Source organism: Streptosporangium sp. NPDC004631, assembly GCF_053601935.1.
The window spans coordinates 71,981-86,031 of sequence record NZ_JBSGCR010000007.1; the positions used below are offsets into that span (position 1 = coordinate 71,981).

The window sequence follows — 14,051 nt, forward strand, 5'->3', positions numbered from 1 at the left end:
CGCCTACTCCTCGACGGCCTCGACTGTCTCGGCCCGGTGGGGACCGCCGGCCTTGCCGTACGCGGACATGCCGGGGGCGCTGCCCGCCACGGCGTTCGTCTCGCCGCCGAGACCGTCCTGGCCGCTCTGGTTGTCCTGGTCGCCGTCCTGGTTCTGGCCGCCACCCTCGCCGGGGTTCTTCCCCGGCCCCTGACCGGGGCTCTGGCCGTCCTCTGGGACGCTCTCGGACTCTCCGCCGCCCGTGCCGGTGTCGTTCTCCGGGCTCTGTTCCGAGGGGGTGTCCGAGGGCTTGGGCGACGGGGACGGACCGTTCTCCTCGGGCTTGCCGGACTTGCTGGACCTGTCGGCGGGTGCCGGGCGGGCGGGGGCCCGCCGGGTGTCCCGCCCCGTTCCGGGCGGTGGGGAGTCCCCGCCGGTGGGCAGCCTGGCCTGTTCGGTCCTGGTCCGGCGGGCGTCGTCCCCGGTGGGAGCGTCCCTCGGGGGCGTCGGCTCCTGTGAGGCCGGGGGAGCGGAACTCATGGCGACCCAGGCGGCTCCGCCCGCGGTCGTGACGATCGCGAGCACCGCGGCCACCAGGGCCGCGGCCGCGGAACGCCGCCGCCGTCCCCCCGGGGCGGCCGGGGCGGGCACGGGAGCGGCCGCACCCGGCCCCGCCGCCTCCGGGTCCACCGGTCCGTGGGGCACGGGGTCGGCGATCTCCCCGGTCACCGGCGCGCGGGCGGGAGCGGGGGAGGGCAGGTCGATCGGCATGGTGGCCTGCGGCGCGGTCCCGTTCACGATCGAGCGCAGGTGGATCTGCACCTCCTGGGCGGACATGCGCCGCCTGGGATGCCTGCGGAGCAGGCCGTAGATCACCGGCCCCAGCGGGCCGGCCAACCTCAGCGGGGCCGGTTCCTCGTGCATGACCGCGCTGAGCGTCGCCAGGGGGTGGGCGCGTTCGAAGGGGGAACGCCCCTCGACCGCCACGTAGAGCGTCACGCCGAGTGACCACAGGTCGGAGGCGAACTCCGCCGTTCCGCCGCTCGCCCGTTCCGGCGCGATGAACGCGGGTGTGCCGATGAGGGCTCCGGTCCTGGTCACCGACGAGTCGCCCTCCAGTACCGCGATGCCGAAGTCGGTCAGCACGGCGCGGCCGTCCCTGGCGAGCAGCACGTTGTCCGGTTTGACGTCGCGGTGCAGCACGCCCGCGTGGTGTGCGGCGACCAGCGCCCCGAGCACCTCCAGCCCGATCCGCGCCACCCGCGCCGGTGGCAGCGGCCCGTCCTCCCTGATCACCGCGCCGAGCGTCCGGGACTCCACCAGCTGCATGACGATCCACGGACGCCCGTCCTCCTCGATCACGTCGTAGACCGTCGCGACGCCGGGGTGGCCGACCCGGCCGGCGGCGCGCGCCTCCCTGAGCGTCCGTACGGTGAACACCTCACGCTCCGGGCCGGTCAGGTCCGGGGAGGGGATGACCTCCTTGACCGCCACGTCCCGGCCGAGCACCTCGTCCCGTGCCCGCCAGACGGTGCCCATGCCCCCGCGGCCGATGTGCTCCAGCAGCCGGTACCGGGCGCCGATGATCTCTTGAGAGTCGGACATGGGCCTCGCCTACCCCTGATTACGGCAGACAATCGGCATATGTCACATATGCCGTCAAGTCATCGGACCGTCACCGGCGCGGGCAGCGCGCCGGGCGCGCGTGCCCTTCCCTCAGGTCAGGCCGTCAGCCAGCGCAGCGCGGCGGTGACCACGGCCGCCGCGGCCAGCACGACCAGGAAGGGCGCGCGCAGCAGCAGCGCCACCACGGCCGCGCCCAGCCCGGCCGTGCGCGGCCAGTCGACGTGCAGCGACTGACCGTGTGCGAACGTCTGCACCGCGATCAGCGCGGCCAGCAGTGCCACCGGGACCAGCGCGGCGAAACGCTGCACCCCGGGGTGGTCGAGCATCCGGCGCGGCGCCGACAGGCCGGCGAGCTTCAGCGCGTAGCACCCCACGCAGGTGGCCAGCACGGCCCACCACACACCGCTCATCGCGGCCTCCTCAGGATCACGGCGAGCACGGCCACCGCCGCGATGAGCACCGGCACGCCGGGCGGGGTGAACGGGGTCGCGGCCAGCGCGACCGCCGCGCCGCCCGCCGCGATCAACCGCAGCGTACGGGTCTCCGCGCCGCCACCGGTGAGCCGGGGCCACAGAATGGCCAGGAACGTCGCCGGGCCCACCACGTCCAGGCCGAGCAGGGCCGGGTCGGCCACCCAGGAGGTGCCCGCCGCGCCGGCCAGCGTGGTCGCGTTCCAGGTCAGGTAGAGGCTGGCGAACGTGACGAGGAACCCGGTCCTGGCCGACTCCCGGTCGGGCTGGGCCAGGGCCACCGCGGTCGTCTCGTCGATCACACCGTGGGCCATCGGGAACCTGCGCCGGCCTCGCGCTCCCAGCAGGTCGGCCATCCGCAGGCCGTACAGGCCGTTGCGGATCCCCAGGAGCAACGCGCCCGCCGTGCCGGCGACCAGGTTGCCGCCGCCCGCGACGACCCCGACCATGGCGAACTGCGAGGCGCCGGTGAAGGCGAACAGGCTCAGCACGCACGCCTGCGCGACGCTCAGCCCCGCGGTGACCGCGGTGGCGCCGAACGCCAGCCCGGCCAGTCCCACGGCGATCCCCACCCCCAGTCCGTCCCGGATCGCCGAGGAGCGAGTGGTTGTTTCCATATGAATGAGGTTATGTCCGCTTTTCTGTACTGAGTTGGTGCGTTCCCGCCTGTCCGCCTGTCCGCCGGGGCACCGCCGTCCGCCCGGTCGCGCCCGGCCCGTCCGTCACCGGCGGCTCGCTCGCCATGCCTGATATATCCGTCGTGGTGGTCACGGCTGGAAAGTCTTCGTGAACCTGTCGAAGAACGTCCGGTCCCACTCGGCCTCCGGGCTCTCCCAGTAGATCGCGTAGGGGCGGCCGGAGGCGGTGCGGAAGCCCCGGTCCAGAACGTGCGTCGGAACGTCGTTCTTCAGGTAGGTGAACTCCCAGTCGGCGGCGGGGGCGCCGCGATACCGCAGCGGGGTGACGCCCAGGCGTCTGTAACCCGGCCAGGCCTTCTTGGCCAGCCCGCCCCGCTCCACCTTCTCCCAGTGCCTGACCGGATCCGTCTCCGGGTCCTCGGTCGACTCGATCCACAGGAAGGCGTCCGATCCCGGCTCCCGGAACTCCATCCTGTTCCGGTCGGGAAAGCGCTTACCGGTCCAGCCGCGCGGCATCGCCACGCTGAAGCCCATCTTGGGGTCCTGGTACAGCCGCCAGCCCGCGGGAAGCCGGGCGGGACGGTCCGGGACGGCCGACGGGGGCGAAGACGACGAGGGCGACGAGGGCGACGAGGGCGCGGTGGGACGGGGACCTCCCGAGGGCGTGTCCGGCCCGGTCGTCCCGCCCGAGGACCCGGCGGCGGACGTCGGCGGGTTCGGCGTCGCGTCGTCCGGCCCTTGGAGCAGCAGCCATCCGCCGATCCCGACCGCCAGCGCGAGCGCCGGCACCCCCACCGTGAGCGCCAGCCGCCCGGCCAGGGCGGGCCCGCCGCCGGGCCGTCCCCGGTGCGACCGGGGGCCGGGGGGCGGCGACCCGGTGCCGTAGGGGGGCCGTCCAGGGTGGGGGGGATCGTTCCGATGGCCGGGCTGTGGCGGGGGGCCCGGATGGGCGGGGTATCCGGCGGCGGTGGGACCGTCGCGGTACGGAGGCCACGTCGGGTCCCCCGGATGGGACGGGTGCCCGGTGGGGGCGGACCCGTCGCGGTGGTGGGACCGTGCCAGGCCGCCCGGGTGGGACGGGGGCCCGCTGTGCTGGGGGGAGGCGTGCTGCGGATGCCGGCCGGGCGGCACGGCCACGGCGGGACGCGCCGTCTCCCCGGGATGGGCGGGCCGGTTGTCCTGGAGGGGGGCGCCGTGCCGGGCCGGATCGTTCGGGTACCGCGGCTCGCCGTGCCGTACCGGACCGCTCTGATGGCCGGGGACACCGGGCCGGGCGGGCTCGCCGGGGTAAACCGGTCCACCGCGGTGTGTGAGGTCTTCCGGATACGGTGGGCCGCCGGGCCGGGCGGGAGAGCCCGGGTGACCCGGGTGGGGCGACAGGGGGTGGTGGGGTGCCGCACCGGGCCGCGGGGGGTGCGCGCCGACTCCGGCCTCACCCGAGGATGCCGGGCGCCCGGCGCCCCTCCCCGAGGAGGCGAGGGTGAGCAGGGCCGCGGCCTCGTCGGCGGCCGTCCTGGCGACGGGTTCCCGGGCGAGCAGGCCGAGGATCGCGGAGGTGAGGGGACCGGTGTGGGCCATCGGGCGGGGTTCGCCGTGCAGGACGGCCATCATGGTCGCCGCAGCCGTGTCGCGCTCGAACGGCGGGCGGCCCTCCAGGGCGGCGTACAGCGTCGCCCCCAGGGACCACAGATCCGATTCCGGGGTGGCGGGCAGCCCGTGCAGCCGTTCCGGCGGAAGGAACGCCGGGGTGCCGATCATCCCGCCTGTCCGGGTGATGCCGGTCTCGTGCGCCATCGAGGCGATGCCGAAGTCGGTCAGCACCACCCGGCCGTCGTCGGCCAGCAGCACGTTCTCCGGCTTGACGTCCCGGTGCAGCACCCCGGCGGCGTGCGCGGCCCGCAGCGCGCCCAGCACGTGCAGCCCGACCGAGGCCACCCGCTCGGGGGAGAGCGGCCCCTCCGTGCGGATGATCTCCCCCAGCGAGCGGGAGCGGACCAGCTGCATGACGACCCAGGGCCGCCCCTCCTCCTCGACCACGTCGTGCACGATGATCACTGAGGGGTGGTCGAGCCGCCCCGCGGACTTGGCCTCCCGGATCGTCCGCCGGTTCAGGTCGGCGCGCGCGGCCTCGTCGACGCCGCGGTAGCGGACCTCCTTGATCGCCACGACCCGGTCGAGAAGCTCGTCGTGGGAGCGCCAGACGACGCCCATCCCGCCCTCGCCGATGGGTTCGAGCAGGCGATACCGGCCCGCCACCTTCCGTTCGGTCATTCTCCTCGCCCCTCCCAAACCCACGCATCGTAGCCGGTTGGGACGGTGCTCACTTTTTCGAGGAGAAGCTCTCGGTGAATCCCTTGAAGAGGCCCAGGTTCCTGTCCCACTCCTCGGCCCTGGTGTGCCAGTAGATCGCGTATCCCCGGCCGCCCTCGGTCACGAACCCCCGGTTGATCACCCGGGCCTTGCCCGAGCTCATGTTCCAGGTGAACTCCCAGTCGGCGGCCTTCTTCATGTAGTCGACCTTGGCGATGCGGATGCGCTCGTAACCGCTGAAGTTTCCCCGGCTGAACCGCTCCTGCTCCTGCCAGTCCTTCTTCGGGTCGGAGCCCGGGTGCTCGGTGTACTCGATCAGCAGATAGCTCACCCGGTCGGGGCCGCGGAACCACACCGACTGCCCGGATCGCCGGTCCACGTCCCAGCCCTTGGGCAGGCCGACCGAGAAGCCGTTGGCGTCCTTGTGCGTGTGCCAGTCGTCGGGCAGCCCGGGGGCCTTGTCGCTCTTGGTGGGTTCGGGTTCGGGTTCGGGGCTGGCGGACGGGGACGGATCCCCGCTGGGCTCCGCGGACGTCTCGGCGGGCTGTGCCGTCCTGCCCGGCCTGTCCTGGGGCGCCAGGGCGCCGGTCGCCTCGCCGTCGCGTATCCCGAGCCACCCCGCGACCACCCCGACGACCACCAGCGCGGGCACGATCATCAGCAGCCCCCGCTTCAGCGACGACCGGGCCCGCCACGAGGCGAGCGTCGGTGAGGTGGAGAGGCGCTCCATCATCGTTACGGGGCGGCGAGGGGGAGCGGCGCCGGGGGCGGGCTCGTGCCCTACCGGGGGGATGGGCCGCTGAACCGGCTGGGGGGCGGGGGCCGGTACGGGCCCGGGGGCCGGTCCGCCTCCCGCGCCGGGAGGCGGACCGGCCGGTGTCCGCCGTACCTCGGCCGCGGGTTCCCGGGGCTGCCGCCGCGCGGCCGGGGGCGGGACGGCCGGCGGCGGATCCTTCGGGGGAGCGGGTAGGGCGGAGCCCAGCTTCACCCCCGTGGCCGGCAGGCCCTGCGCCGGAGGGCGGATCCCCGGATCGGTCTCGGCCGCCGCCTCGGCGACCGTCGGCATGACGGCCGTCCTGGGGGGTGGCCGCCGCTGCTTGCCGCCCTCGGCCACCTCGCGCAGCAGCGGGGCGGCCTCCTCGTAGGACATCCGCAGATCCGGGTCCTTGCGGAGCAGCCCTTCGAGGACGGGGGCCAGCCGCCCGGCGTGGACCGGGGGTTCCGGCTCGTCGTTCAGCACGGCGTGCATGGTCGGCAGCGCCCCGCCCCGGTCGTGTGGCGGCCTGCCCTCCACGGCCGCGTACAACGTCGCACCCAGGGACCACAGGTCCGACTCGCGCTGCGCGCTGCCCCCCTTGATCCGTTCCGGCGGGATGAACGCGGGTGTGCCGGCGATCCCGGTCATGGTCAGGGCGGTCTCGGCCTCAAGCGTCGCGATGCCGAAGTCGGTCAGCACCACCCGGCCGTCGTCGGCCAGCAGCACGTTCTCGGGTTTGACGTCCCGGTGCAGCACCCCCTGGGCGTGGGCGGCGCGCAGCGCCTCCAGCACCTGCAGCCCGATCTCCGCCACCCGCTCCGGAGGCAGCGGCCCGTCCTGGCGCAGGACCTTGCCCAGTGACCGGGACTCCACCAGCTGCATGACGATCCAGGGCCGCCCGTCCTCCTCGACCACGTCGTGGACGACGACCACGTTCGGATGGGTCAGCCGCCCGGCGGCACGCGCCTCGCGCTTGGTGCGCCGGTTGAAGTCCTCCTGGTTGTCCTCGCCGAGCATGTCGGCGTAGCGGACCTCCTTGACCGCGACCTCGCGATCGAGGAGCTCGTCGTGGGCCCGCCACACGATGCCCATGCCACCCCGGCCGATGGGTTCGAGCAGGTGGTAGCGGGAGGCGATGCGACGTCCCTCACGCTGTGCTTCGGCCATCAACCGCACCTACCCCTTTCTGACCCCCCTCTAAGCCTCCGCATACTCTCATAGGCCGAGCGGCGTGATCGACTCTCCCGAGGTCTGGATGTCCGTACCCTGAGACAGGTTGTCCGGTAATTGGCGCCCGGGGCGCGGATGGCATATCGTCGCCCTCATGGCTTGCCATTTCGTGTTTACCGAGCCGGCTCCGGAGAGCCGGTCGTGACAGCGTGATGTAGCGACCGTTCGGAGCCGGCACGAGGCAGAGACGCACAGTCTCTGCCTTTTTTGTTTCTTACGATTCGCCGGACCACGGGATGTGCGCCGGCTGAGCATGGGAGCCGAGATGTCGTTGACCGCACGTCTGGAGCGCGGAACCGTACGGCTGGGGACGCTCGCGGTCGGTGCCGGACCGGCCGTGGTGATCGGCGGTCCCGGGGCGGACGCCCGCCGGGTCGATCTGCGCGACCACCACGGCCGGGTGCCGGCGGCCGAGGCCGTGGCCGCGGTCCGCGCCGAGTGGGCCGGGCCGATCCTGGTGGAGCCGTTCTCGGCGGCGGACCTGCCGGAGATCGCCGCGGAGGCCGACGGCGTGCTGGTGGGCGCGGCCTGGATGCAGGACTTCCAGCTGGTCCGCGTGGCCGCCAGGCTCGGCCTCCCGATGATCGTTCAGCGCGGCCCGGCCGCGACCCTGGAGGAGTGGCTGGCCATCGCCGACTACTGCGTGGCCGAGGGCAACGACAGGGTCGTGCTCTGTGAGAGCGGCAGCCGTACCCACGGATCGTCCCCGGCAGGGGCGCCCCTGGACCTGGCTCTGATGCGCGCCGCCCGGCAGCGGGCGGGGCGTCCGGTCCTGGCCGACCTCGGCGAGGACCCCGCGCTGGCCGCCGCGGTCGTCGCCGCCGGAGCCGACGGCGTCCTGCTGGCCCCGGGCGCCACCGAGCAGGCGGCGCTGACGGCGGTGGAGGCCGTGCGGATCGTCGGGGCGCTCACCCGCCCGGAGGCGCCCGACTCCGTCCTCGCCGCCCGCGGCGCCATCGACCGTGTCGACGCGGCGCTCGCCGTCCTCCTGGAGCGCCGCGCCGAGCTCGCCGGCACCATCCAGCGTCTCAAGCCCGTCGGCGGGTTCGCCGGCCGCGACCTGGAGCGTGAGCGGCGCCTGGTCGCCGAGATGGCCCGCCGCGCCCCCACCCTCGGCGAGGCACGGCTGGCGCCCATCATGAACGCCGTCATCGAGGCGGGCCTGCACCTTGCGGAGGAACGCCGGGCGGCGGGTCAGTCCTGACCCCGTCCTCCGCGCCCCCCGCGCCCTCGACCCTCCCCGCGTACCCGATCTCCCCGATCTCCCCGGCGTTCCCGATCTCCCCGGTGTCGCCGAGGCCCCCGGCGTTCCCGACCCTCCGGGCTCTCCCGGTGCCGACCACCCGCCAGCCGACGGCGAGGGCGGCGGCCAGCAGCGGGATGCAGAAGAAGGCGATGCGCTGGTCGTCGTCGGCGAACGGCATGAGCAGCACCACCAGCCCCAGGAAGCCCAGGGTGAGCCAGTTGGTGTACGGCGAGCCGGGCATCCGGAAGGCGGGACGGTCCAGCAGGCCCCGCTCGGCGGCCTCGCGCAGCCTGATCTGGCAGAAGACCAGGGCGCCCCAGGTGGTGATCACGCCGAGGGAGGCGATGGCGGTGGCGATGTTGAAGGCCCGTTCCGGCACGAAGTAGTAGAGGGCGACCCCGGCGGCGAACACGCTCGCGGTGAGGAGGATGCCCCCGTAGGGGACGTGCCGGGAGCCGAGCCGCCCGGCGAACGCGGGCGCCTCGCCCTTGACGGCCATGGCGCGCAGAATACGGCCGGTGGAGTAGAGGCCGGAGTTGCACGACGACATGGCCGCCGTGATCACGATGAGGTTCATTGCGTCGGCCGCCCAGGGGACGCCGAGCGCGGCGAAGACCGTCACGAACGGCGACCGCTCGGGACCGTACGCGGTCCAGGGCAGCACCATGGCGAGCAGCAGGACCGAACCGATGTAGAAGATCCCGATCCGCCAGATCACGCCGTTGATCGCCCTGGGCATGACCTGCTCGGGGTTCCGCGTCTCCCCGGCGGCGATGCCGACCAGCTCGATCGAGGCGTAGGCGAAGATCACGGACTGCAGGCTCATCAGCACCACGGGGAACCCGTTGGGGAGGAAGCCGCCGTGGGAGACGAGGTTCCCCGGCCCCGCGGTGCTTCCGCCCAGGGAGGTGCCGAGGAGCACCAGCACCAGCCCGGTCACCAGGAACGTGCAGATGGCCAGCACCTTGAGCAGCGCGAACCAGAACTCCAGCTCGCCGAAGAGCCGCACCGACAGCAGATTGACGACCAGAACGAACGCCAGTGAGACGAGGGCGGTGATCCACCTGGGGAACTGCGGGGCCCACAGGCCCACATAGGTGGAGATCGCGGTCAGCTCGGCGATGCCGGTGAAGGCCCAGTTGACCCAGTACATCCAGCCGCTGGTGAAGGCGGCCCACGGCCCGACGAAGTCGGCGGCGTAGTCTACGAAGGAGCCCGAGGTGGGCCGGTAGAGCACCAGCTCGCCGAGGGCGCGCATCACGAAGAACGCCGCGAGCCCGGCGGCCGCGTACGACAGCACGAGTGCGGGACCGGCCGCCTGGAGCCTCCCGCCGGCGCCCAGGAACAGGCCCACCCCGATCGCGCCGCCGATCGCTATCATCTGCACCTGACGGTTGCCGAGCGCGTGGCTGTAGCCCTCGTCGATCTTCACAGGTTCCCCCCATGTGCCCAGCTCAGAAGCTTCGTTACGGAAAGTATCCAATCGTTGCGCAGAGTGTCGGCAGGCGGGTGCCCCGAGGGACGGCAAACGCGCGTAGGCTTCCCAGGCCGACACGCGACTAGGGGAGGAACGAGGCCGCATGTCCGACTCGTTTGTGCATCTTCACGTTCACACGGAGTACTCCATGCTCGATGGAGCCGCCCGGTTGAAGCAGATGTTCAAGCAGGTCGGCGATCTGGGCATGCCCGCCATCGCGATCACCGACCACGGCAACATGCACGGCGCCTACGACTTCTACCGGCAGGCCACCGGGGCCGGGATCAAGCCGATCATCGGTATCGAGGCGTACGTCGCCCCGGCCTCCAGGCACCAGAAGAAGTCGGTGCTCTGGGGTGAGCCGCACCAGAAGCGCGACGACGTGTCGGCGGGTGGCTACTACACCCACATGACGATCTGGGCGAAGAACGCCACCGGGCTGACGAACCTGATGAGGCTCTCCTCGCGCGCCTACACCGAGGGCTTCGTCCGCAAGTGGGCCCGGATGGACGCCGAGATCCTCGCCGAGCACGCCGAGGGGCTGATGGCCACGACCGGCTGCCCGTCGGGGGAGGTGCAGACCCGCCTGCGCCTGGGCCAGTACGACGAGGCGCTCGCCGCGGCGGCCAGGTTCCAGGAGCTGTTCGGCAAGGACAACTACTACCTGGAGGTCATGGATCACGGGCTCGACATCGAGCGCCGGGTCCGCGAGGGGCTGACCCGCATCTCCGCGGAGCTGAACATCCCGCCGCTGGTCACCAACGACTCCCACTACACCTACGAGTCCGACGCGACCTCGCACGACGCGCTGCTCTGCATCCAGACCGGCAAGCAGCTGTCGGACCCCGACCGGTTCCGCTTCGACGGCAGCGGTTACTACATCAAGACCGCCGACGAGATGCGCGCGGTCGACTCCTCGGACCTGTGGGCCGAGGGCTGCCGCAACACGCTGCTGGTCGCCGAGAAGGTCGACCCGTCCGGCATGTTCGGCTTCAAGAACCTGATGCCGACCTTCCCCGTCCCCGAGGGGGAGACCGAGGAGGGCTGGTTCCGCGAGGAGATCTGGCGGGGGATGGAACGCCGCTTCCCCGAGGGGGTGGACGAGGAGCACCGCAGGCAGATCGAGTTCGAGATGAACGTCATCCTGCAGATGGGGTTCCCCTCCTACTTCCTCGTGGTCGCCGACTTCATCATGTGGGCGAAGAACAACGGCATCCGGGTCGGCCCGGGGCGAGGTTCCGCGGCCGGCTCGCTGGCGGCGTACGCGCTGGGCATCACCGACCTGGACCCGCTGCCGCACGGCCTGATCTTCGAGCGGTTCCTCAACCCCGACCGCGTCTCCATGCCCGACGTCGACATCGACTTCGACGAGCGTCGGCGCGGCGACGTGATCCGCTACGTGACGGAGAAGTACGGCGCCGACAAGGTCGCCATGATCGCCACCTTCGGCACCATCAAGGCGAAGGCGGCCATCAAGGACGCGGCCCGCGTCCTCGGCCACCCCTACGCCCTCGGCGACAAGGTCTCCAAGGCGTTCCCGCCCGCGGTGATGGGCAAGGACATCCCGCTGTCGGGCATCTTCGACTCCGAGCACCCTCGCTACAACGAGGCCGGTGAGCTGCGCAAGCTGTACGAGGAGGACGTCGACGTCAAGTCGGCGATGGATCTGGGCAGGGGCCTGGAGGGCCTGATCCGGCAGACCGGCGTGCACGCCGCCGGCGTCATCATGTCCTCGGAGGTGCTGACCGACTACATCCCGATCATGCGCCGTGACTCCGACGGTGTGATCATCACGCAGTTCGACTACCCGACCTGCGAGACGCTCGGCCTGCTGAAGATGGACTTCCTGGGCCTGCGCAACCTCACGATCATCGACGACTGCCTGAAGATGATCGAGGCCAACACCGGTACCGCGATCGACCTGCTCAAGCTCCCGCTGGACGACCGCAAGACCTACGAACTGCTCGGCCGGGGCGACACCCTGGGCGTGTTCCAGCTGGACGGCGGCGGCATGCGGTCGCTGCTGCGGCTGATGAAGCCCGACAACTTCGAGGACATCTCCGCCGTCGGCGCGCTGTACCGGCCCGGACCGATGGGCGCCAACTCCCACACCAACTACGCGCTCCGCAAGAACGGCCAGCAGGAGATCGTCCCCATCCACGAGGAGTTCAGGGAGTCGCTGGCCGAGATCCTCGGCACCACCTACGGCCTGATCGTCTATCAGGAGCAGGTCATGGCCATCGCGCAGAAGGTCGCCGGGTTCTCCCTCGGCAAAGCCGACCTGCTGCGCCGCGCGATGGGCAAGAAGAAGAAGTCAGAGCTGGACAAGCAGTTCGAGTCCTTCGAACAGGGCATGAAGGACAACGGCTACTCGGCCGCCGCGGTCAAGACCCTCTGGGACATCCTGCTCCCCTTCTCCGACTACGCCTTCAACAAGGCGCACAGCGCCGCCTACGGGCTGGTCTCCTACTGGACCGCCTACCTCAAGGCCAACTACCCGGCCGAGTACATGGCCGGCCTGCTGACCTCGGTCAAGGACGACAAGGACAAGTCGGCGCTCTACCTCAACGAGTGCCGCCGGATGGGCATCAAGGTGCTCCCGCCGGACGTCAACGACTCCGACTTCGACTTCACCCCGCGCGGCACCGACGTCCGGTTCGGCCTGTCGGCCATCCGCAACGTCGGCGGCAACGTGGTCGACGGGATCATCTCCGCACGCCGGGAGAAGGGCCGCTTCGCCGACTTCAAGGACTTCCTGCGGAAGGTCCCCATGGTCGTCTGCAACAAGCGGGTCATCGAGTCGCTGATCAAGGCGGGGGCCTTCGACTCCTACGCCCACGAGCGCAAGGGCCTGGTGCTGGTCCACGAGCAGGCCGTCGACAGCATCATCGGGATCAAGAAGAACGAGGCGCAGGGGCAGGACTCCCTGTTCGGCGCCGTCGAGGGGGCAGAGGACCAGACCTTCGACGTGCAGATTCCGCCGGGGGAGTGGGACAAGACCACCCTGCTGCAGTTCGAGCGGGAGATGCTGGGACTGTACGTCTCCGACCACCCGCTCTTCGGCGTGGAGCACATCCTGGCCTCCGGCGCCGACTGCTCGATCGCCGCGCTCCAGGACGAGCACCGCCCGGACGGCCAGGTCATCACCGTGGGCGGCATCCTCTCCGGTGTGCAGCGGAAGGTCACCAAGAAGGGCGACACCTGGGTCCTGACCATGCTGGAGGACCTGGAGGGCGCCATCGAGGTGATGATCTTCCCCTCGGCGTACCAGCTCTGCGCGACCGTCCTGGCCGAGGACGCCATCGTCTTCGTCAAGGGCCGCCTGGACAAGCGCGAGGACGTCGGCAAGATCATCGCGATGGAGGTCACCGCTCCCGACCTGACCCGTGAGGGCGGCGGCCCGCTGCCCGTCAGCCTCCCGCTGGCCCGCTGCACCCCTCCGGTGATCGGCCGTCTCAAGGAGGTGCTGACCGCCCATCCCGGCACCACCGAGGTCCACCTCCAGGTGCACAACGGCCCGAAGACCGTCGTCGTCCGCCTGGACGACCGCCTGCGCGTGGCCCCCTCCCCGGCTCTGATGGGCGATCTGAAACAGCTCCTCGGGCCGGCCTGCCTGGGGGCGTGAGAGTGCGCGGAGTCGCGTTGAACGCGACGTGGGGCGCGGCATCGACAGTCTCGCCCGCCTCGGTCCCCGGGGGCCGGATCCGTCGATGCCGGCGGACAGATGCCGGAGGACACCTGTCCGCCGCCGTCCTCGCCGTCAGAAGAGGGCGGCCCCGCCGGCGCCTCGCTCGAAGGCGAGCAGATACCGCTTGGTCGGCAGCCCGCCGCCGTAGCCGGTGAGGTCGCCGGTGGAGCCCACCACTCGGTGGCAGGGAACGATGATGCCGATCGGGTTCCTGCCGTTGGCCAGGCCCACGGCCCTGGCCGCGGTGGGCTGCCCGATCCGGTCGGCGAGCCGGCCGTAGGTGATGGTCTCCCCGTAGGGGATGTCTCGCAGCGCGGCCCAGACCCGTCGCTGGAACGGGGTACCGGTGAGGATCATGGGCAGGTCGAAGTCGGTCAGCCGTCCGTCGAAATAGGCCCGCAGCTGGCTCGCGACCTCGGTGAAGGGCCCGGCGTCGGGTTCGCCGAAGGTCTCCGCCGGCGGCCGGTGCCGCTGCCGGTGCATGTAGAGCCCGGTGAGGGTTCCGCCGGCCGCCACCAGGGTGAGCGGGCCGACGGCGCTCTCCACCACGGTGTGCGTTCTGTCTTCCGTCTGAGGCAACGAGGCTCCTTTGGGTGGATCCGGTGGTGGGGAATCCGGCGGGAAGGGAAA

General features: G+C 71.8%; 9 protein-coding genes. 2 read left to right on the forward strand and 7 right to left on the reverse strand.

Features of this window, described 5'->3' with window-relative positions; genetic code table 11:
* Nucleotides 1-3: 3 nt before the first annotated feature.
* From ACWEF2_RS09490 to ACWEF2_RS09510, 5 genes are all read right to left on the reverse strand, one after another.
* A complete protein-coding gene (locus tag ACWEF2_RS09490) occupies nucleotides 4-1,584 on the reverse strand; it encodes a protein kinase domain-containing protein (protein WP_453813523.1) in 1,581 nt (526 codons plus the stop codon).
* Nucleotides 1,585-1,700: 116 nt separating this feature from the next.
* Entirely contained in the window at nucleotides 1,701-2,015 is a 315-nt protein-coding gene (locus ACWEF2_RS09495; protein WP_355590114.1) for an AzlD domain-containing protein, read from the reverse strand.
* On the reverse strand, nucleotides 2,012-2,692 hold the full coding sequence (locus ACWEF2_RS09500; protein ID WP_453813525.1) for an AzlC family ABC transporter permease: 681 nt from the start codon (nucleotides 2,690-2,692) through the stop codon (nucleotides 2,012-2,014). The genes ACWEF2_RS09495 and ACWEF2_RS09500 overlap by 4 nt, the downstream gene beginning before the upstream one ends.
* A 150-nt stretch (nucleotides 2,693-2,842) precedes the next feature.
* Nucleotides 2,843-4,984, reverse strand: a complete 2,142-nt coding sequence (locus ACWEF2_RS09505) for a protein kinase domain-containing protein (protein ID WP_453813527.1) — start codon at nucleotides 4,982-4,984, stop codon at nucleotides 2,843-2,845.
* 49 nt (nucleotides 4,985-5,033) lie between these two features.
* Nucleotides 5,034-6,947 (reverse strand): serine/threonine-protein kinase, encoded by a 1,914-nt coding sequence (locus ACWEF2_RS09510; protein WP_453813529.1) that lies wholly within the window; start codon nucleotides 6,945-6,947, stop codon nucleotides 5,034-5,036.
* Nucleotides 6,948-7,275: 328 nt separating this feature from the next.
* Between ACWEF2_RS09510 and ACWEF2_RS09515 the strand changes: the two genes are divergently transcribed.
* Nucleotides 7,276-8,214: a chorismate mutase gene (locus ACWEF2_RS09515; RefSeq protein ID WP_453813530.1), complete on the forward strand. Its 939-nt coding sequence runs from the start codon at nucleotides 7,276-7,278 to the stop codon at nucleotides 8,212-8,214.
* On the opposite strand, the gene ACWEF2_RS09520 is transcribed toward ACWEF2_RS09515, so the two are convergent.
* Nucleotides 8,159-9,688: an amino acid permease gene (locus ACWEF2_RS09520; RefSeq protein WP_453813532.1), complete on the reverse strand. Its 1,530-nt coding sequence runs from the start codon at nucleotides 9,686-9,688 to the stop codon at nucleotides 8,159-8,161. The two genes, ACWEF2_RS09515 and ACWEF2_RS09520, sit on opposite strands and share 56 nt — an antisense overlap.
* Before the next feature lie 148 nt (nucleotides 9,689-9,836).
* On the opposite strand from ACWEF2_RS09520, the gene dnaE reads away from it, so the two are divergent.
* A complete protein-coding gene (gene dnaE, locus ACWEF2_RS09525) occupies nucleotides 9,837-13,358 on the forward strand; it encodes a DNA polymerase III subunit alpha (RefSeq protein ID WP_453813534.1) in 3,522 nt (1,173 codons plus the stop codon).
* A 135-nt stretch (nucleotides 13,359-13,493) separates the two neighbouring features.
* Here the strand turns inward: dnaE and ACWEF2_RS09530 are convergent, their stop codons facing one another.
* Entirely contained in the window at nucleotides 13,494-14,000 is a 507-nt protein-coding gene (locus tag ACWEF2_RS09530; RefSeq protein WP_453813536.1) for a methylated-DNA--[protein]-cysteine S-methyltransferase, read from the reverse strand.
* Nucleotides 14,001-14,051 lie beyond the last annotated feature (51 nt).